The sequence below is a fragment of the Sphingomonas sp. BL2 genome (genome assembly GCF_056680015.1).
The window spans coordinates 3,673,572-3,691,653 of the sequence record NZ_CM155261.1 but is presented as its reverse complement, the minus strand read 5'-3'; the positions used below and the strand labels follow the sequence as shown (position 1 = coordinate 3,691,653).

Genomic DNA, 18,082 nt, shown 5'->3' with positions numbered 1-18,082 from the left:
AACACCCGCGGGGCCTGAACTAACAACACTATGCATTGACGGCTTCCGCTTCGATGGAGGTGGTTTCAGTAACGGCCCAATGCATCGGCCACTGTCGGGTCGCTTTTCGATAGGCGAGCGCGAGGGCGCCTGTCAGACCTGCCGAAGAGCCCGCGGTTGGCGCCGCCACATAGTCGGCCATGTCGATCGCGCGCATGCTGGCATCGTAACCGGCAAGCTTCGCGGTCAGCGCCCTGCGCACACGGTCATACATGGGCGGTTGCATGACGCCTCCACCGATGATGATGCGGTCGGGCCGCACGGTATAGGTAAGTGTCGCACAAAGACCGGCGAGGTAGTCTGCCTCGATGTCCCATGCTGGATGACTGCTGGGCAACGTCTCCGCCGGCGTACCCCAACGAGCATGCATCGCAGGCCCTGAGGCCAGACCTTCAAGACAGTCGCCGTGGTAAGGACAGATTCCGGCAAACTGATCATCGCTAGGCGCGCGTGGCAGTTTGATATGACCTGCCTCGGGATGATTAGCGCCACCATGCGGAGCACCGTTAATCAGAACGCCAACTCCGATGCCTGTTCCAACCGTCACATAACAGAACGTATCGAGCCCTTGGCCGCTGCCAAACAGCCGCTCGCCAACTGCAGCACAATTCACGTCGGTATCGAGTGCTGTGGGCGCGGAGATAGTTTCGCGGAAATGCGCAAGAAGGTCGACGTTCTGCCAACCCGTTTTCGGCGTTGACGTGATGCATCCGTAATCGATTGCAATCGGATTCAAAGAAAGTGGCCCAAAACTGCCGATAGAGAACGCCGCAAGAGTGCCGTACTGCTCGCTCGCCTGAGCGAAGAAATCGCTGGCCGCGCCTAGTGTCTCTTTCGGCGTCGTGGTCGGGATGCGTGTCTGCATCAACGTCGCGCCATCACGATCGGAGATCGCGCAAAGAAATTTGGTGCCGCCAGCTTCGATTGCGCCGAGAATCAATGGCTCAACCATGAGCGCGATTCCGAAAATAGTCGGCGCACGACAGTGGCTTAGGACGAACGAACACGAAATCTCTCTCCTGACACTTGCCACGCCTTCGTGGTCAGGTACTAAATCTACTAGTGTGAGTTAGTCTGTCAAGCACAGTTAGAAATCCAGTCGGCATAGACCGTGTTTTTATTGTGGCCGTTTCGGGCAGATCAGCTTTTCTTGAACAGGCTCGCCAAGTCTGGGGTAAAGCTTGCGTGGAGTGGCAGCAGGGCTGCGCCCACGGCTGCAGCTACGTTGCCAAGACCTCCTCGGCGGATCTCAGGGACAAAGAAATCCGGCGGTGAATTAGTCAAAAAGTGATCTTGCAATCCTGTGGCGATTGCATCGAGACACGTGGAAGAAAGGGCACCGTCAATGATGACGGCTTCGAGATCGAGAAGGCTGTTTGCGCTAGTCACTGCGAAGGCGAGTGCCTCAACACACCGACGCGTCCACGCGGAACGCTCCTCGGCAACGGCTTCCTGGTTAAGAGCGTAAAGCGAGGCGTGGTGGATCAGATAGTCGCTCTTGCCGGCTGCGCAGACAGGCATTGACGCGAGTGCTCCGGCATTGCCATGTCTGCCTTGATGTACCCGACCGCCCAAAACTAAACCTCCGCCGACGAAGGTGCCGATATTGACTGCCAGGAAGTCCTGAAGATCGATGCCTGCGCCGCATAGCAGTTGGGCCAGTGCAGCGGCATTACCGTCGTTTTCGAAAAATGCAGGCCAGGCGAGTCCTGCTTGAAGGCGATCCGCCACATCAGCACGTCGCCACTCGTCCGCTTGGTCGATCGATATACCAAGCTCGTCACGCCATTCTCCGAGGAACCACGGCATTGCAATTCCAATGCCCATAAAGGCTTCGTTACTGAGCAAGTTCGTGGCCGCGAGATGTTCGTCAATGAACGCGTTGACGTGCCGAAGCACGGTATCGATAGATGGAAAGCTGTCGGCATGGCGACAGACGGCTTTGCGCTCTCCGTCGAAATCCAGAAGCGCGATCGTGGTATCCCCACGGCCAACCTCGACGCCGACCGTGTATCCACGCTTGCCGTTGATACGATAGATGGTCGCAGGCTGGCCCATGCCGCCGGTGCGCTTACCTGCCTGAAACAGCAGACCTTCACCATCCAGCTCGTCAACTATGCGTACGACTGCCTGTGGAGACAGCGTAGTCACGCGAGCGAGTTCAGCTTTTGACGCGCCGTTCATACGTCGCACGGCTGACAGGATCAGGCGCTCATTATACCGTCGCATCCCGCCCGCATTCGTGCCTCGCCGTATCGTATCCACGCCGTATCCTTTTCAAACGCGGCGTTTTGCACAGGTACTTGCCACCGTGGTTGCTCGTTAACCCGATCAGGCGTTTCGGCCTATGCCAAAGAGCGGCCGGTTAACAACGTCAACCGTAGCCCGTCGTGATTACCGAGACAGGTCAGGAACAGATCGTTTTCGGTGCGTCCTGCAAACCTGGTCGATCTTACGCGGTGTGGAGTATGGTCCCTTTCAGCTGGGCATGCGTGTGGCGCTCCGGCAAGGATATGAAGAAGTGTCTGAAGTTAGGATACGCAGAGGGACGATCGAACGCCGACTATGGGTCTGCGCCGGGGGCGTCGTGGTGTCGTCAAAAGCACGAAGTTGCGGATGGGAATGGTAGCCATCTGACTGTTGGCGCCTAAAGCTTTCTTTTGGATCACCGAGAAAGCTAGGTTAATATCACGCCTCAAGCGGACTTTTCTTTTTTGCGTTTTAGCCGCAAGTAACAACTAGATGGCTCTCTCACGCGACTATTATTCTGTTCTAGGCGTGCCCTCGACAGCAAGTCGAGACACTATCCACGCCGCGTGGAAAGCGCTTCTCCGTCAATATCACCCCGATGCCAACCATGGTGTGGATGTCTCTGCTCGTGCGAAAGAGATCAACGAGGCGTATTCTGTTTTGGGAAAGAAGGAAGCACGCGCCGCCTATGATCGGTCGCAGATCAGGCCGTCTGCCCACCGAGCGACTGCGGACCGCCCGTTTCACCCCAGGAAAGCCGGCAGGCGCCCGATGCGACCTAGCCCGTCGATGCAGCCCAGCGGTAGCCTCTCGCAGCCGCTAGAGACCAACGAATGGCTGATGGGCCTTTTCCTGCTGATCCTCACCGCCGCACCGATCGCTACAATCCTGGTTCTGTGGAATGACGAATCCGGATTGGCACCTACGGTTCGACGTAGCGTCGCCGCTCATCCAGTGCCTGAGCCTCCTGCAAAAGCCGTCCGCAGCTCATCGGGCACAAAACTCGGACTTGGACAGCCTGCTTCCTAAACTATCGCCCAGTCGGGACATTCGAGTTCGCAGGGTCAGGCGCCAAAAGCGGTGGCAACGCGAAGATGAACGAGCGGCCGAAGTGGGGAAGCCGGAAAGGGGGCGGGGACGTCTGATTATGGGTCGTCGCTGGTGCGGCGGGTGTCGACCAACTCACGCCGTTCTTTAGCAAGGGCGTGAACGGCGGCTTCTCTCAAAACCCGCCATTCAACCTATGCGAACACGATGTGCGGCTTCGTGACCCATCCCAGCCATCCCCCTATTGAGTGAGAGGCGAGTGACCTGCCATGTCGCAAAACACCTGTTTGTCGCACAGTGGTGTTTCAGACCGGGTTTTCCGATCAATTGCTTGCCGAACGGCCATTATGGGAAGGATAGTGGCCTGTCTGCTTTAGGGCGCCGGGATAGCAATAGCCGATGTTGTGCATGGCTATCGCCTTGTTCGAAAGTGACAGTTTTTGAAACGCTAGTGGCCAAGGATACTGACGAATGAGGAATCGAGAATGTGCGTTCGTAGCTGACAGCAAGAGCGCTAGGCCGTTTGTTCCAGCGCTGAGCCTGCCATCGAAAACATAACCGTTGCTAGCATGGCAAGCACGACTTCGCTCGCTCGCCAGCAGTCAGGAGCAATTCCGTCTTTCCACCACCTCCAGACCAATCCTGAGAATATGTACATGCCGGCAAACGCTAGATAAGCTTTAGTGGGAACCATCTCGCGGAAAGTTACACCCGCCACGACAAATACGAGCGTTAGTGCGGTGGCTACAAACACAGCCTGTACGAGTTTGCGTTGTATGGAGCAGTTCCAAATCACAAGTAAAGCCAATAGCTCGAGGATCATTAACCCAAGATATATGGCAGATATGAAAAGCGTTCCCATATTATGGTTTGTCTTTTTTATTAGCGATATATTTTGCGACACCCTCCTTCTCAGAGGTGGTACGATTTAAGCTATGGACATTTATCCACAGTAAAACGTCGAAAGCGACTATTGCTAGAACAATAACGGCTAGCATTAACATGCCAGGGGCTGACATTTGCCTAACGTCCTTATCAAATTACTCAATTATAAGACGTGAGATAGTTTGTCCGGCATATAGACAAAAGATCGGTTTGGCCGATCTCCGTAGTGCCGGCGTAGTGTTGAATTTTTATTCAAAAAAGTAGCAGTGCTGAGCCAGCTACTGACAGCATAAAAAAAGCGTCAGCTATATGCGCGCTATATGCCTTTTCCGGGAATCGATCTCGAATTGATATGCTGGATGAGCCTAATCGCACATCCCTGAAGGCGTCGTCACGTGACGAGTGCCGCTCAAGGGGTGTAATAATGAAGTTCCGTCATGCGGCCGTGGTCGTCGCGATCATGGCTTTTCCAGCCACTGTACAGGCTCAGTCGACGCCGAACGACAAGGCCGAGGCTGCTGAAGCCACGGCTCCGCCATCGACGCTGACGGTGAGCGGCTCTGCGGCAATTGCATCCGATTACCGGTTCCGCGGCGTATCGCAGTCCGACCGGGAAATGGCAGTCCAGGGTGGTATCACGGTGTCGCACGACAGCGGTCTGTATGCTGGTGTCTGGGGATCCAACCTTGCTGGGTGGGGAACGTTTGGCGGCGCCAACATGGAGCTCGATCTTATCGGGGGCTACAAGGCGAAGCTCGCTGATAATGCGACGCTCGACGTCGGCCTCACCTGGTACATGTATCCGGGCGGCGCTGATAAGACCGATTTCGCTGAGCCATATGTGAAGCTGACCGGCACGGCCGGCCCTGCAACGCTGACCGCAGGCGCTGCGTATGCGCCCAAGCAGCAGGCGATCGGCAAATGGTACAACACTGGCACCGATGCCGCGAACGGCGTCTACAACAACCCCGGCGACAAGGACGACAACCTCTATCTGTGGGGTGACGGTGCGCTGGCGCTTGCTGGCACGCCGATCACGGCAAAGGCGCATGTTGGCCACAGCTGGGGTCAGGACGGCTTGGGTCCGAACGCCACCGCCGTCGCACCTACCGGCGCCTACTGGGATTGGTCGCTCGGTGCCGATGCCACCTACAAGAACCTGACGTTCAACGTCAGTTACATCGACACCGACATCTCGAACCGGGAGGCAACGTACCTCCGCCCCAGCTTCAGCAAGGGTCAGGACGGCACCGGCAATATCGCTGGCGGCACGGTCGTGGTCTCGCTGACGGCTGCCTTCTGACCTTCTGAAAGGACATCTGATGCAGGACTTGCTCTGGATCGCAATCATGGTCGGACTGGTGGCGCTCACGCTCGCCTATGTCCGCCTGTGCGACAACGCCTGAGGAGACGGCAATGACCCTCGACCTCTGGCTGGCGGCGCTCACCGCGCTTGGCCTCCTAATCTACCTGGTGGCGGTTCTCATCCGCCCCGAACGCTTTTGAAGGAGGCGGACCGATGACACTCCAGGGCTGGTTCCTGATCCTTGCCTTTACCGGCATCCTGCTCGCGCTGGCGAAACCCGTCGGCCTGTGGCTTTTCGCCCTCTATGAGGGGCGGCGCACGCCGCTCCACATCGTGCTCGGCCCGGTCGAACGCGGCTTTTACAAGCTGTCCGGTATCGACCCCACGGAAGAGCAGGGCTGGCGCCGCTACGCGGTGCACATGTTGCTCTTCAACGCCGTCCTCATGGCGTTCACCTACGCGGTACTTCGCCTTCAGGGAATCCTGCCGGGGAACCCACAGGGCCTTGCCGGTGTCGGCGAGCATCTGTCGTTCAATACCGCGATCAGCTTCACCGCCAACACCAACTGGCAGAGCTATGGTGGCGAGAGCACGATGTCGAACCTCAGCCAGATGCTGGGGCTTACGATCCACAACTTCATGTCGGCAGCGACCGGCATCGCGCTCGCCTTTGCACTGTTCCGCGGCTTCGCGCGGCGCGAGACGAAAGCGATCGGCAATTTCTGGGCCGACGTTACTCGGATCACGCTTTACCTCCTGCTGCCGATCTGTGTCGCACTGACGATCTTCTATATTGCCAGTGGAGTGCCCCAGACCCTCGCTGGCGTCATTGACGTGCAGACGCTCGAAGGCGCTCGTCAGTCGATTTTGCTCGGGCCTGTCGCCAGCCAGGAAGCCATCAAGATGCTCGGCACCAATGGTGGCGGCTTCTTCAATGCCAACAGTGCGCATCCGTTCGAGAACCCGACCGCGCTGACCAACCTTATCCAGATGCTGTCGATCTTCGTCATCGGCGTGGGCCTGACCTGGACCTTCGGCAAGGCCGTCGGCAACACCCGGCAGGGTTGGGCGATCCTGTCCGCCATGATGATCCTGTTCCTGGTCGGCACAACGGTCACCTACTGGGCTGAGGCAGCCGGCAATCCGGTGCTGCACAATCTCGGCGTTGCGGGCGGCAACATGGAAGGCAAGGAGGTACGCTTTGGTATCGCCGCGTCCGCCCTGTTCTCGGTCGTTACCACGGCCGCGTCGTGCGGTGCTGTGAATGCCATGCACGACAGCTTTACCGCTCTTGGTGGTATGATCCCGCTGTTCAACATGCAGCTCGGCGAGGTCGTTATCGGCGGTGTGGGTGCCGGCATCTACGGCTTCCTGCTGTTCGCCATCCTCGCGGTGTTCGTCGCCGGGCTGATGGTCGGTCGTACGCCTGAATATGTCGGCAAGAAGATCGAGGCTCGCGAGGTCAAACTTGCCGTACTCGCAATCGCGGTGCTGCCGCTCATGATTCTCGGCTTCACCGCGCTCTCGTCCGTTCTGGGCCAAGGCCTTGCAGGCCCGCTCAACAAGGGGCCGCATGGTTTCTCGGAGATCCTCTACGCGTTCACCAGCGCGGTCGCGAACAACGGTTCGGCCTTTGCGGGTCTCACCGCCAATACGCCCTATTATAACGGGCTGCTGGGTGTTGCGATGTGGGTCGGTCGCTTCTTCATTATCGTGCCCATGCTGGCAATCGCCGGCAGCCTGGCTGCGAAGAAGTACACGCCCGAGAGCGCAGGCTCGTTCCCGACGACGGGCGGGCTCTGGGTAGGGCTGCTGGTCGGCATTATCCTGATCCTGGGCGGTCTAACCTTCCTGCCGAGCCTCGCGCTCGGTCCCATCGCCGATCATCTGATGATGATCCGCGGGCAACTCTCGTAAGGGCGCCGGACATGGCAAAGACCCAGACCAAGAGCCTGTTCACGGCCGACCTCGTCGTGCCGGCGATCAAGGCCTCGTTCCTAAAACTCAACCCGCGCGAACTGATCCGCAACCCGGTGATGTTCGTGACTGCCGCAGTCGCGGCACTGATGACCGTCCTGCTCGTGATCGGGCAGGACAATCTGTCGATCGGTTTCAAGCTGCAACTCGTTATCTGGTTGTGGCTGACCGTGCTCTTCGGCACGTTCGCCGAAGCGCTGGCCGAGGGACGTGGTAAGGCGCAGGCGGCAAGCTTGCGCGCTACCAAGGCGGAATTGACCGCCAAGCGCCTGAAAGGCGACGGGCGCCAGTTCGACTCCGTGCCAGCGAGCCAGCTCAAGGTCGGTGACATCGTCTTGGTCGAGACCAACGATTTGATCCCTTCGGACGGCGATGTCGTCTCGGGTGTCGCCTCGGTCAACGAGGCAGCAATCACCGGCGAGAGCGCGCCGGTTATCCGTGAGGCAGGCGGCGACCGATCGGCGGTTACCGCCGGCACCCGCGTCATCTCCGACGAGATCCGCGTCAAGGTGACGGTCGAGCCCGGCAAGGGCTTCCTCGACCGGATGATCGCACTCGTCGAAGGTGCCGAGCGCCAGAAGACGCCGAACGAGATCGCTCTGACTCTGCTGCTCGTCGGTCTTACGATCATCTTCCTGATCGCAGTCGGGACGATCCCGGGCTTCGCCACTTATGCCGGCGGGTCGATCCCGGTCGCGATCCTGGCAGCCTTGCTCATCACGCTGATCCCAACGACAATTGCTGCGCTGTTGTCGGCCATCGGCATCGCCGGCATGGATCGCCTGGTACGGTTCAACGTGCTCGCAAAGTCGGGCCGCGCAGTTGAAGCAGCGGGCGACATCGACGTTCTGCTGCTCGACAAGACCGGCACGATTACGATCGGTGACCGTCAGGCGAGCGAGTTCCGGGCGGTGTCCGGGACCAGCCCGCAGGAGCTGGCTGAGGCCGCCTTGGTGGCGAGCCTTGCCGACGAGACGCCGGAAGGCCGTTCGATCGTGCTTCTCGCGCGTGAAAAGTTTCACGTGGCAACAGCTGAGCTGCCTGCCGGTGCCGAGATCATCCCGTTCACGGCACAGACGCGTATCTCGGGTGTGAAGGTCGGCGGATCGTTGATCCAGAAGGGTGCGGTGGATTCGATCCTGCGTGCCAACGCAGGCTCGGGCGAGACCGCAGCGGCTACGGAACTGCGCCGGATCACCGATGAGATCGCACGCGCCGGTGGTACGCCGCTTGCAGTTGCGCAGGACGGACGTCTGCTTGGCGCCATCTTCCTCAAGGACGTGGTCAAGGCCGGCATACGCGAGCGTTTTGGCGAGCTGCGTGCAATGGGCATTCGCACGGTGATGATTACCGGTGATAACCCACTGACCGCTGCCGCGATTGCGGCAGAGGCGGGCGTGGACGATTTCCTTGCCCAGGCGACGCCTGAGGACAAGCTCGAGCTGATCCGTAAGGAGCAGACCGGCGGTCGACTGGTCGCGATGTGCGGCGATGGCACCAACGACGCACCTGCGCTCGCGCAGGCAGATGTTGGCGTTGCGATGAATACCGGCACGCAGGCTGCACGTGAAGCGGGCAACATGGTGGATCTCGACAGCGATCCGACCAAGCTGATCGAGGTCGTAGGTCTCGGCAAGCAGCTGTTGATGACCCGCGGTGCGCTGACGACCTTCTCCGTCGCCAACGACGTGGCAAAGTATTTTGCCATCATCCCGGCGATGTTCGTCGTCCTCTATCCAGGCCTTGGCGTATTGAACGTGATGCGGCTGGGATCGCCTGAAAGCGCGATCCTGTCAGCGATTATTTTCAATGCCGTCATCATTCCCTGCCTGGTTCCGTTGGCGCTCCGCGGTGTCGCCTACAAGCCGATGGCAGCCGGACCGCTGCTCGCCCGCAATCTCGCGGTCTACGGCCTTGGCGGCCTGGTAGCACCGTTCATCGGTATCAAGATCATCGACCTCGTGGTCGGTGGCCTCGGTCTCGCGTAAGGAAAGACAGACATGGGCAAGGATTTCTCCTCCGCGCTGCGGCCTGCGATCGTCATGACGATCCTGTTCGCAGTCCTTCTTGGGCTCGTCTACCCGTTCGCCATGACAGGGATCGGTCAAGCGATCTTCCCCTCTCAGGCGAATGGCAGCCTCGTGCGGGACGCTCGTGGCACGGTCATCGGCTCGAGTGTCGTTGGACAGGCGTTCACGGCAGATCGCTACTTCCAGACCCGGCCTTCGGCTGCGGGTAAAGGCTATGACGGTCTGGCGTCTTCGGGTTCGAACCTTGGTCCGGCAAGCCAGGCTCTGGTCGACCGCGTGAAGCCGGACGTTGCAAAGCGCCGTGCAGAAGGTGTTTCCGGTCCCGTACCGGCTGATCTGGTCACCGCCAGTGGCTCGGGGCTCGATCCCGATCTGTCGCCCGCTGCCGCGTTGGCGCAAGCGTCGCGCGTGGCTCGCGTTCGCGGTGTGCCAATCGACCGTGTTCGCCAGCTAGTCGCTGACACTACTGAGGCGTCCATCCTGGGCGAGCCGCACGTCAACGTACTGGCCCTCAACCGTGCACTCGACGCGCTATCAGGCACCAGCACCTCCGGGACACGCTCGCGCTGATGCCTGTTTCAGGCGATGGTAGACCTGACCCGGACGCCCTTCTACGCGCCGCTGCGCAGGAGGGCAGGGGGCGCTTCAAGGTTTTCCTGGGCGCGGCCCCCGGGGTCGGCAAGACCTTCGAGATGCTGTCCGAGGGCGCAGCGCGAAAACGGGACGGCGTCGACGTCGTCGTCGGGGTGGTGGAAACCCACGGGCGTGCAGAAACCGAAGCGCTTACCCGAGGCCACGAGATCATGCCTCGGCGGGCGATCGCCTATGAGGGCCGGACTCTTCAAGAGATGGATCTGGATGAGATCCTGGCCCGGGCACCACGTCTCGTTCTGGTCGACGAACTTGCACATACCAACGCACCCGGCAGCCGCCATCCCAAGCGCTATCAGGACGTCGAGGAGCTGCTTGTCGCAGGTATCGACGTCTATTCGACCGTCAACATTCAGCACGTCGAGAGCCTGAATGACATCGTCGCTAGCTTCACGCGTGTCCGGGTACGCGAGACGGTACCGGACAGCGTCCTGGAGATGGCCGAGATCGAGGTCGTCGACATCCCGCCGGACGAGCTGATCGAAAGACTACGGGCCGGCAAGGTCTATCTGCCTCATGAGGCGACACGGGCGCTCTCACACTTTTTCTCCAAATCCAATCTCTCGGCATTGCGCGAGTTAGCGTTGCGTCGTGCGGCCCAGGCGGTCGATGCCCGGATGCTCGATGACGTCCGCGCGCTGGGGCTTGGCGGTACATGGGCGGGCAGCGACCGTATTGTCGTCGCAATCAATGAACTGCCCGGTGCAGATGCGCTCGTACGTGCTGCCAAGCGGGTTGCAGACGGACTGCGTGGTCCATGGACCGCCGTCTTTATCGAAACCCCGCGTGCAGCTCATTTCTCTGACGTCCAGCACCAGCGCGTTGCCGCGGCCATGACGCTGGCGACGCAGCTTGGCGCAGCCGTCGCGACGGTGCCTGCGACGAATGTTGTAGAAGGTATCCAGAACTTCCTTACCGACGCCCGTGCGACCCAGCTGGTCATGGGCAAATCGCACCGGTCGCGGTGGTTCGAGTTCCTGCACGGCTCGGTCGTCGACCGGGTGATCCGCGATACCCCCGGAGTCACGGTCCACGTCCTGCCGATAATGGCTGATCAGGGCGGTAAAGAGCGTCGCCGACGCCGTCCCGCTCGGTGGGGTACGCCTGCCGGCTACGCGATCACGACTGCACTCGTTGCAAGCGTCACCGGCATTGCCAGTGCACTCTTCCATGTGCTCGATCTTGGTAACGTTGCGCTTTTGTATCTGTTGCCGGTCATGGCGGCCGCAAGCCTGTATGGTCTGCGCACCGGCCTCTACGCGGGTATCGCCTCGAGCCTGGCCTATAACTACTTTTTTCTGCCTCCCGTCGGTACGCTGAGCATCAGCAATCCGGAGAACCTGGTGTCGGTGGTGGTTCTGCTCGGCGTTGCGATCGCGACCAGCCAACTGACGTCGCGTGTCCGGGCACAGGCAGATCTAGCTGCGGCCAGCGCCCGCACCAACGCAACGCTTGCCGGTTTCCTGCGCCAGATCACCAGCGTCAACGATATCGACGTGGCCGCGCAGATGATTTGCGATGACGTCCGAGGTCTGCTCGACGTGCAGGTCGTTTTGCTCGTACCCGGAGTCGGCAAGAGCCTGGAAATTCTCGCCGCGAGCGATGCAGCGTATCATCTGGGCACGATGGATACCGCCGCTGCCACATGGGCCTTGGACACCGGTATGGCGGCCGGAAAGGGCTCGGGCACGCTTGCGGCATCGGAATGGCTGTTCCAGCCGCTAAAGGCGGGTGGGCGCGTGCTGGGCGTGCTCGGTGTGGCCAAGGATACGACCGCGAACCCGGTTCGTGCCGACCAGCTGCCGTTGCTTAGCAGCCTCATCGATCAGTCCGCACTTGTTCTCGAGCGGTTGCGGCTCGAGGTTGAAATGCGTGATGTGGAGACGGTACGGACCAGGGACCGGCTACGCGCGGCCCTCCTGTCTTCGGTCAGCCACGACTTTCGCACGCCGCTCACCGCGGTCATTGCAGCGGCAGACCAACTCGAGCACGGAGCGACGCCCGAACTGATCGGGACGATCAAGGGCGAAGCTGCCCGCCTCAATCGCTTCGTCGCCAACCTGCTCGACATGGCTCGCGTGGAGGCGGGCGCGTTGAAGCTCAATATCGAAGCGACCGACCTTGAAGAAGCGGTGACCGGTGCAGCGCACGATGCCCGGCGCGCTCTCGAAGGTCATGGCGTACGGCTTGACGTCCCGCCGGGCCTTCCCCTTGTCCGTGCCGACCCGCAGCTCCTGCACCATTGCCTGCTCAATCTCCTCGACAATGCCGGTCGCTATGGAGATCCGGGAACCGAAATCGTTATTGAAGGCCGCCATCGTTTCGGAGAGCTTCGTCTCGTTGTCTTAGACAATGGACCAGGCTTGCCGCCTGGCCGGGAAACGGAAGTGTTCGAGACGTTCCGCCGCCTTGAGGGCTCCGATCGTGCCATTGGCGGCACTGGCCTTGGGCTAGCGATCGTCAAGGCATTCGCTGAAGCAATGGGCATGGCCGTCGAGGCTGCGAACCGCGACGATGCCACCGGTGCCGCCTTCACTCTCGTCTTCCCCTCGACCCTGATCGTCCGTGATCCCGCACCAGAAGGTCTAACCTGAATGCCTGCCAAAGTACTCGTGGTGGACGATGAACCCGCCATCCGTCGCCTTCTTCGCAACACGCTCGTCCGGGCTGGCTATACGGTTGTCGAGGCCGAGGACGGACGGCAGGCGTTGCACCAGGCAGCAACCGAGCACCCAAGCGCTGTGCTGCTCGATCTCGGTCTGCCCGACCGCGATGGTCTGACCCTTATACCGCTGCTCCTCGTCCACGGCGATGCCGTCATATTAGTGGTATCCGCACGAGACGCGGTCGATGAGAAAGTGACTGCGCTCGATCTCGGCGCGCACGATTTCGTCAGCAAGCCATTCGACACCGATGAGTTACTGGCGCGGCTTCGCGTGGCGTTGCGCCACCACGGACTATCGGAAACAACACAGAAGATCGTGCAACGCGGCGATATCAGCATCGATCTGGATCGACGGATCGTGTTCCGAGGAACAGAGGAACTTCACCTCACGCGCAAGGAACACGACGTGCTTGCCGTGCTCGCCCGACATATCGGTCGGGTCGTGACACACGAGCGCGTACTTGCCGCTGCCTGGGGAGGTGAGGAGGAACCACGCGTCGAGTATCTCCGCATCGTCATCCGCAATCTTCGGCAGAAGCTGGAGCATCCAGGGCCGGTCGGCAGCGTGATCGCAAACGAACTGGGTGTTGGATATCGCCTGCGCTCCGACGCGTGACTATCGCGTAAGACCAGGCAAAATCGTCCTGCACTATGCGGGCGCTACGCAGATAACTGGAATCGATCTCGAATTGCTATGCCGAGGTCGATAACTGGATTGCCATAACAAGGATTGTGGCATGACGGCGTGGCATCGGTCGCGGCGTGCGGACCTCGGTTTGCGCGCCTCTGGACTTCTCCTTTGCGCAATAGCGTACACCGCTGTTTTGCGCCTGAGTGCGATGCATATTTCATCTCAGAATGCTGGCGCATTTGCTTACGTTTTTGCAGCGATCTGCTTCCTGGGAGCGAGCGCCGGCAGCGCGCTGGTGATGCTCGGCCACCATCTGTTCGACGAAATCGAGGTCAGCGAGCGCTGGCGGCCCCGGTCTCGTGACACCTTCCTGCCTCCGGAGAACTCGAAAGTCATGAATACGACGGAACCTGCATTGCTCGTGGTCGGACGAGATACCGATGGCAGCTGGACCGTACGCGAGAGTGCAGGGGAAATGCTGGGACGTTTCCCCTCTGCCCAAGCTGCGGAACGCTTTGCCCAAGGCGAACGGCGTGGCCGCACCGCCGTTGCGATCGCGACGTCCGCAGGGTTTCAACCACGGATCGCTGGCCGCTTGAGCCTTCGTACCGGCGGGGTCGGATCCCCGGAAACCGCTGGTGCATAGATTACCGCCCCGTCTCGTCGGCGTAATGCTGATCGCGGCATCGGGGGCATCGACCCTCGTGCACCGCTCGGTCTACCAAGCGGCTAACCAAGGACCGGCGCAAACTGCGGAATTCGCGCTTGGATTGTTGACCTTCATGCTCGCAAGCGCTGGTATCCTCCTGCTGGTGCATGGCGGCAAGCTTCTCGAGCGGGGCAACGCTTCTAGCCTAACGCCTGAGAGACATCCGGCGGACATCGCTGCAAGGCTGATGGAACCGATTAAGGTCCATGGACGCATCTACGATACCCGACGCGGCGCCTCCTTGATGCAGGCACGTCACGCTATTCGGACGTCGCGTCGCTTGGTCTCTCGCAACACGCCGCACGGTAAGCCTCTGCTCGGGACCCGACGTTCCATCCTGTCGATCTGGCGCTGATCGAGCTTCGCTGTGCCTGTCATTGCCGCCTACCTTTACCGGCACGGTCGCCGTGTCCGTGAGGTCTCGATCGACGAACGTGTCGATTGCCCGAGCGACCGGTCGGAGTTCGTCTGGATCGGTTTGTCCGACCCGTGCGAAGACGAGTTCGATACGCTGCGTGAACTATATGGTCTGCATCCTTTGGCGGTCGAAGATGCCCTGAAGGACGGGCAGTTACCCAAGGTCGATGTTTACGGCGACCAGCTGTTCGTGATCGGGCGTACAGCGCATCTGACTGACGGCCATATCGTCTATGGCCAGACTGCGACCTTCCTGGGTCACAGCCACATCATAACCGTGCGTCAGGGGTCCACCCGCTCGCACAAGACACTGCGCCAACATCTTGAGGCCGCTCCCGACCTTCTGGGGCAGGGGGGCGATTATGTCCTCCATGCGGTGCTCGACTTCATCGTCGACGGTTATCTGCCGTTGATGACGGCGCTCGAGGAGGAAGTCGCAGCGATGGAAGAGCGCATGCTCGACACGTTCCTCGACCGGGCGCAGATCGCGCGCATCTTCTCGTTGCGACGCGACCTGATGCGGTTCGATCGCATTCTGGTGCCGATGGAAGAGGTCGCCCGCAAACTGGCACGCAACGATTTGCCGTGCGTTGATACCGAAGCACGGCATTACTTCAGTGACGTTCTCGACCATATTCGCCGCATCGAAGCAATGGCGAGTGGTCTGCGTGAGGTCCTCACATCTGTATTCGAATTCAGCAACCTGATCGAGCAGCAGCGCACCGGCGTCATCACTCGTCAGCTGGCTGCCTGGGCCGCGATCCTCGCTGTCCCGACCGCGATCGCCGGCATCTACGGCATGAATTTCGAGCATATGCCCGAACTGCGCAGCCCTTACGGCTACCCGATCACGCTCGGCGTCATTCTGACCATCTGTTCTGGCCTGTACTGGCGCTTCCGCCGGACGCGCTGGCTGTAGCGCCAAGGCGGTAAATGCGACGAGCCGTTGCCAATGCTACGGCCGCACTATGGGGTTTGCGGGAATCGATCTCGAATCACTATGCCGGGGGTCGTAATTGGGGTGCGCGGGCGCCTGGACGCTCGATCATAAAGGCACGAAGGCGAACATGTCGTCTGAACCCAATCCGGAGCCCGATGAACGCGGGCTCGTCATCTACGTCGGTCAGGACAAGGCGGGCCATTGGCTCGTGCAGGACAACGGCAAGAAACTGGAAGGCCGTTTCGTTTCACGCAGCGCGGCGTTGAGCTTCGCCAAGGGCGAATGCCAGATCTACCATGCGAGCCTGGAAATGGCGGGCATCCCACTGGTTCCGTTAATCCCGTTCGGTCCGGTGACCGCAGATGATTACCAGCTGCCGCGCGCAGCCTGAGAGGGCACTGACATGACAGCCAGAATGAAATGGGTTGGCGCACCATCGGGGTCAGCCAACCACACGCGACCGGCATCGTCTGTGACTGTCGGCAGCCGGGTCGCGCAGAGCGATCCACGTTGGCCGCGTATCGCGTCTGCACTTGGCGATCTCCGAGAAAGGCATCGGCACTCCGTTCGTATCGTCGACGCCGACTGTGCTTGCGGAACGCTGCTGATCGAAGCGGCAAGGTACGCTCGCGTGCTCGGGTTTACCGCGATCGAGGGCCACGGCATTGATGGAGCACCGACGATGATCGGACGCGCCCGTGCAGCCGCGACGCGGTTGCACGAGCCCGCGATCGGCCTCACCTTCGAGCTTGCCGATATGGCGCAGGCGTTGGCACGGGAAGCCGATTTCCCGGCCGACATCGTGCTATGTCACGACCGTCACGGCAAGGGCAATCAACCCGGTATCGGGGGGCTACTGGCTGCTGCCGGCGACCTTGTGATCGGCGACCCGGTATCGGCCGTTACCCGCGGGCAGGCAGCATGACCCGGCGTGACCTGCAATGGAAAGCTGGCGGCTTTGCGCTGACGGCCATCTCCTGCGCCTTGTGTACGGCCGTCGATGGTTCGCCATTGATGATCGTTTTCTTTCCGCTAGCGCTGCTCGGCCTGCCGCTGATGATCCACGGCAAACGGGTTGGTCAGATGTTCCGCGCAGAACGGCGGGGGCACAGCCACACCATCGACGTGGTTCATACCGCGCGTGTTCGCCGACGGGGCCAAGGTGTCGACGGCTTCGGGCAATGACCATTCGAGGACCGAAGATGAGCTTCTTCGACTATCATGACGGCATCCTCCATGCCGAGCAGGTACCACTGCCGGAGATCGCTGACGCCGTGGGCACGCCTGTCCACGTCTATTCCGCTGGTGCCCTGCGTCACACTGCCAACGGTTTCACAGCGGCTCTCCGTCACCTTCAGTCCGCCCGGTTCGCCTTTGCGGTCAAGGCCAACCCAAACACCGCAGTGCTCCGGCTGCTCGCTGAATGCGGCTATGGCGCGGACATCGTGTCGGGAGGCGAACTGCGTCGCGCCCTTGATGCGGGCATCGCGCCCTCCGGGATTGTGTTCTCCGGTGTCGGCAAGACCGACCGCGAGCTCATTGATGCGCTAGATGCCGGGATCGGCCAGTTCAACCTCGAGCTGGAAGAGGAGGGACGTGTTCTGTCGCGTCTCGCGCAAAGCCGCGGGGTCCGAGCGCGTGCGGTCCTAAGGGTCAACCCGGACATCGACGGGGGCACCCACGCCAAGATCTCTACGGGCAAACGTGAGAACAAGTTCGGTGTCGCCATCGCCGAGGCGCCTGACATGTTCGACCGTCTTGCGAGCCTGGACGGGTTGGACCTGCACGGAATAGCGCTCCATATCGGCAGCCAGCTCGGCGACCTGGGCCCGCTCGAAGCGGCCTACCGGCGGGTCGGTGAACTGGTGTTCGAGTTACGCGCGCGCGGTCACACGATAACACGTGTCGATCTGGGCGGTGGGCTGGGCATTCCCTACCGTCCCGGCGATACGATGCCGTCGTTTGGTGATTATGCGGCGATGGTGTCGCGGGTAACGGCGCAGTGGAACACCGGCCTCACGTTCGAGCCTGGCCGGGTCATCGCTGGCTTGGCGGGGGTTTTGATGACCCGCGTTATATGGGTGAAGCCGGGCGTCACACATCCGTTCGTTATTGTGGATGCAGCCATGAACGACCTCGCACGGCCTGCGCTCTACGACGCGTATCATCGTTTTGCAGCAGTCAGGCCGAGCGGGGAAACGATGGTTGCCAATATTGCAGGTCCGGTTTGCGAGACGGGTGATACCTTCGGTATGGCGCAAACGATTGATAGGGTCGGACGCGGTGACCTCGCGGTATTCCATGCCACTGGTGCTTACGGTGCCGCAATGGCATCGAGCTATAACTGCCGCCCGCTAAGCCCTCAGGTACTGGTCGATGATACCGATTTTACAGTGGTGGGCGATCGGATCCTCCCGGCGGAGTTGGCAGCGTAACCTGCACCAACCTCGACGGTGTGGATGAGCGGACCTTGCCGATCGAAAAGCTACTGTGCAGCGAAAAACGCCAGCCTTTGGCCGGCGCGTCACCATGTTC

At 60.7% G+C, this 18,082-nt stretch carries 18 protein-coding genes; 15 read left to right on the top strand and 3 right to left on the bottom strand.

The features are described 5' to 3' along the window. Nucleotides 1–28 precede the first annotated feature (28 nt). Nucleotides 29–991 (bottom strand): ROK family protein, encoded by a 963-nt coding sequence (locus AC1ME3_RS16935; RefSeq protein ID WP_333922607.1) that lies wholly within the window; start codon nucleotides 989–991, stop codon nucleotides 29–31. 188 nt (nucleotides 992–1,179) lie between these two features. Next, nucleotides 1,180–2,304 (bottom strand): ROK family transcriptional regulator, encoded by a 1,125-nt coding sequence (locus tag AC1ME3_RS16930; RefSeq protein WP_333922606.1) that lies wholly within the window; start codon nucleotides 2,302–2,304, stop codon nucleotides 1,180–1,182. A 477-nt stretch (nucleotides 2,305–2,781) separates the two neighbouring features. On the opposite strand from AC1ME3_RS16930, the gene AC1ME3_RS16925 reads away from it, so the two are divergent. Beyond that, on the top strand, nucleotides 2,782–3,318 hold the full coding sequence (locus AC1ME3_RS16925; protein WP_443027423.1) for a J domain-containing protein: 537 nt from the start codon (nucleotides 2,782–2,784) through the stop codon (nucleotides 3,316–3,318). Between the two features lie 532 nt (nucleotides 3,319–3,850). On the opposite strand, the gene AC1ME3_RS16920 is transcribed toward AC1ME3_RS16925, so the two are convergent. After that, nucleotides 3,851–4,159: a hypothetical protein gene (locus AC1ME3_RS16920; RefSeq protein ID WP_480954113.1), complete on the bottom strand. Its 309-nt coding sequence runs from the start codon at nucleotides 4,157–4,159 to the stop codon at nucleotides 3,851–3,853. Nucleotides 4,160–4,645: 486 nt separating this feature from the next. On the opposite strand from AC1ME3_RS16920, the gene AC1ME3_RS16915 reads away from it, so the two are divergent. The 14 genes from AC1ME3_RS16915 (at nucleotide 4,646) to lysA (ending at nucleotide 17,982) form a co-directional block, all read left to right on the top strand. Next, nucleotides 4,646–5,524 (top strand): TorF family putative porin, encoded by an 879-nt coding sequence (locus AC1ME3_RS16915; protein WP_480954112.1) that lies wholly within the window; start codon nucleotides 4,646–4,648, stop codon nucleotides 5,522–5,524. A gap of 113 nt (nucleotides 5,525–5,637) precedes the next feature. Continuing rightward, complete coding sequence (gene kdpF / locus AC1ME3_RS16910) at nucleotides 5,638–5,727, top strand: K(+)-transporting ATPase subunit F (protein ID WP_022685962.1); 90 nt, start codon at nucleotides 5,638–5,640, stop codon at nucleotides 5,725–5,727. 13 nt (nucleotides 5,728–5,740) lie between these two features. Next, nucleotides 5,741–7,444 carry a potassium-transporting ATPase subunit KdpA gene (gene kdpA / locus AC1ME3_RS16905; protein WP_480954111.1) on the top strand — a complete coding sequence of 568 codons (1,704 nt, stop codon included), beginning with the start codon at nucleotides 5,741–5,743 and terminating at the stop codon, nucleotides 7,442–7,444. An 11-nt stretch (nucleotides 7,445–7,455) separates the two neighbouring features. Further along, nucleotides 7,456–9,492: a potassium-transporting ATPase subunit KdpB gene (kdpB, locus tag AC1ME3_RS16900; RefSeq protein WP_480954110.1), complete on the top strand. Its 2,037-nt coding sequence runs from the start codon at nucleotides 7,456–7,458 to the stop codon at nucleotides 9,490–9,492. 12 nt (nucleotides 9,493–9,504) lie between these two features. Then, nucleotides 9,505–10,104, top strand: coding sequence for a potassium-transporting ATPase subunit KdpC (gene kdpC / locus AC1ME3_RS16895; protein ID WP_480954109.1), 600 nt, complete (start codon nucleotides 9,505–9,507; stop codon nucleotides 10,102–10,104). Further along, nucleotides 10,104–12,779 carry a DUF4118 domain-containing protein gene (locus AC1ME3_RS16890; RefSeq protein ID WP_480954108.1) on the top strand — a complete coding sequence of 892 codons (2,676 nt, stop codon included), beginning with the start codon at nucleotides 10,104–10,106 and terminating at the stop codon, nucleotides 12,777–12,779. Before kdpC ends, AC1ME3_RS16890 begins: the two co-directional genes overlap by 1 nt. After that, nucleotides 12,780–13,466 (top strand): response regulator transcription factor, encoded by a 687-nt coding sequence (locus AC1ME3_RS16885; protein WP_334005796.1) that lies wholly within the window; start codon nucleotides 12,780–12,782, stop codon nucleotides 13,464–13,466. It begins immediately after the preceding gene. Nucleotides 13,467–13,587: 121 nt separating this feature from the next. After that, nucleotides 13,588–14,127, top strand: a complete 540-nt coding sequence (locus tag AC1ME3_RS16880) for a hypothetical protein (protein WP_480954107.1) — start codon at nucleotides 13,588–13,590, stop codon at nucleotides 14,125–14,127. Between the two features lie 25 nt (nucleotides 14,128–14,152). After that, nucleotides 14,153–14,545: a hypothetical protein gene (locus AC1ME3_RS16875; protein WP_480954106.1), complete on the top strand. Its 393-nt coding sequence runs from the start codon at nucleotides 14,153–14,155 to the stop codon at nucleotides 14,543–14,545. A gap of 12 nt (nucleotides 14,546–14,557) precedes the next feature. Then, nucleotides 14,558–15,526, top strand: a complete 969-nt coding sequence (locus AC1ME3_RS16870; protein WP_480954105.1) for a magnesium and cobalt transport protein CorA — start codon at nucleotides 14,558–14,560, stop codon at nucleotides 15,524–15,526. 148 nt (nucleotides 15,527–15,674) lie between these two features. Continuing rightward, on the top strand, nucleotides 15,675–15,938 hold the full coding sequence (locus AC1ME3_RS16865; protein WP_480954104.1) for a hypothetical protein: 264 nt from the start codon (nucleotides 15,675–15,677) through the stop codon (nucleotides 15,936–15,938). A 240-nt stretch (nucleotides 15,939–16,178) separates the two neighbouring features. Next, a complete protein-coding gene (locus tag AC1ME3_RS16860; protein WP_480954103.1) occupies nucleotides 16,179–16,472 on the top strand; it encodes a hypothetical protein in 294 nt (97 codons plus the stop codon). Next, entirely contained in the window at nucleotides 16,469–16,732 is a 264-nt protein-coding gene (locus AC1ME3_RS16855) for a hypothetical protein (RefSeq protein ID WP_056527030.1), read from the top strand. The genes AC1ME3_RS16860 and AC1ME3_RS16855 overlap by 4 nt, the downstream gene beginning before the upstream one ends. 17 nt (nucleotides 16,733–16,749) lie before the next feature. Then, complete coding sequence (gene lysA, locus AC1ME3_RS16850) at nucleotides 16,750–17,982, top strand: diaminopimelate decarboxylase (protein ID WP_480954102.1); 1,233 nt, start codon at nucleotides 16,750–16,752, stop codon at nucleotides 17,980–17,982. Nucleotides 17,983–18,082 lie beyond the last annotated feature (100 nt).

Excerpts from the sequence above, each read along its gene's own strand:
- AC1ME3_RS16935 (WP_333922607.1), bottom strand. The coding sequence starts at position 991 with ATGGTTGAGCCATTGATTCTCGGCGCAATCGAAGCTGGCGGCACCAAA.
- AC1ME3_RS16925 (WP_443027423.1), top strand. The coding sequence starts at position 2,782 with ATGGCTCTCTCACGCGACTATTATTCTGTTCTAGGCGTGCCCTCGACA.
- AC1ME3_RS16920 (WP_480954113.1), bottom strand. The coding sequence starts at position 4,159 with ATGATCCTCGAGCTATTGGCTTTACTTGTGATTTGGAACTGCTCCATA.
- AC1ME3_RS16915 (WP_480954112.1), top strand. The coding sequence starts at position 4,646 with ATGAAGTTCCGTCATGCGGCCGTGGTCGTCGCGATCATGGCTTTTCCA.
- kdpF (WP_022685962.1), top strand. The coding sequence starts at position 5,638 with ATGACCCTCGACCTCTGGCTGGCGGCGCTCACCGCGCTTGGCCTCCTA.
- kdpA (WP_480954111.1), top strand. The coding sequence starts at position 5,741 with ATGACACTCCAGGGCTGGTTCCTGATCCTTGCCTTTACCGGCATCCTG.
- kdpB (WP_480954110.1), top strand. The coding sequence starts at position 7,456 with ATGGCAAAGACCCAGACCAAGAGCCTGTTCACGGCCGACCTCGTCGTG.
- kdpC (WP_480954109.1), top strand. The coding sequence starts at position 9,505 with ATGGGCAAGGATTTCTCCTCCGCGCTGCGGCCTGCGATCGTCATGACG.
- AC1ME3_RS16890 (WP_480954108.1), top strand. The coding sequence starts at position 10,104 with ATGCCTGTTTCAGGCGATGGTAGACCTGACCCGGACGCCCTTCTACGC.
- AC1ME3_RS16885 (WP_334005796.1), top strand. The coding sequence starts at position 12,780 with ATGCCTGCCAAAGTACTCGTGGTGGACGATGAACCCGCCATCCGTCGC.
- AC1ME3_RS16880 (WP_480954107.1), top strand. The coding sequence starts at position 13,588 with ATGACGGCGTGGCATCGGTCGCGGCGTGCGGACCTCGGTTTGCGCGCC.
- AC1ME3_RS16875 (WP_480954106.1), top strand. The coding sequence starts at position 14,153 with ATGCTGATCGCGGCATCGGGGGCATCGACCCTCGTGCACCGCTCGGTC.
- AC1ME3_RS16865 (WP_480954104.1), top strand. The coding sequence starts at position 15,675 with ATGTCGTCTGAACCCAATCCGGAGCCCGATGAACGCGGGCTCGTCATC.
- AC1ME3_RS16855 (WP_056527030.1), top strand. The coding sequence starts at position 16,469 with ATGACCCGGCGTGACCTGCAATGGAAAGCTGGCGGCTTTGCGCTGACG.
- lysA (WP_480954102.1), top strand. The coding sequence starts at position 16,750 with ATGAGCTTCTTCGACTATCATGACGGCATCCTCCATGCCGAGCAGGTA.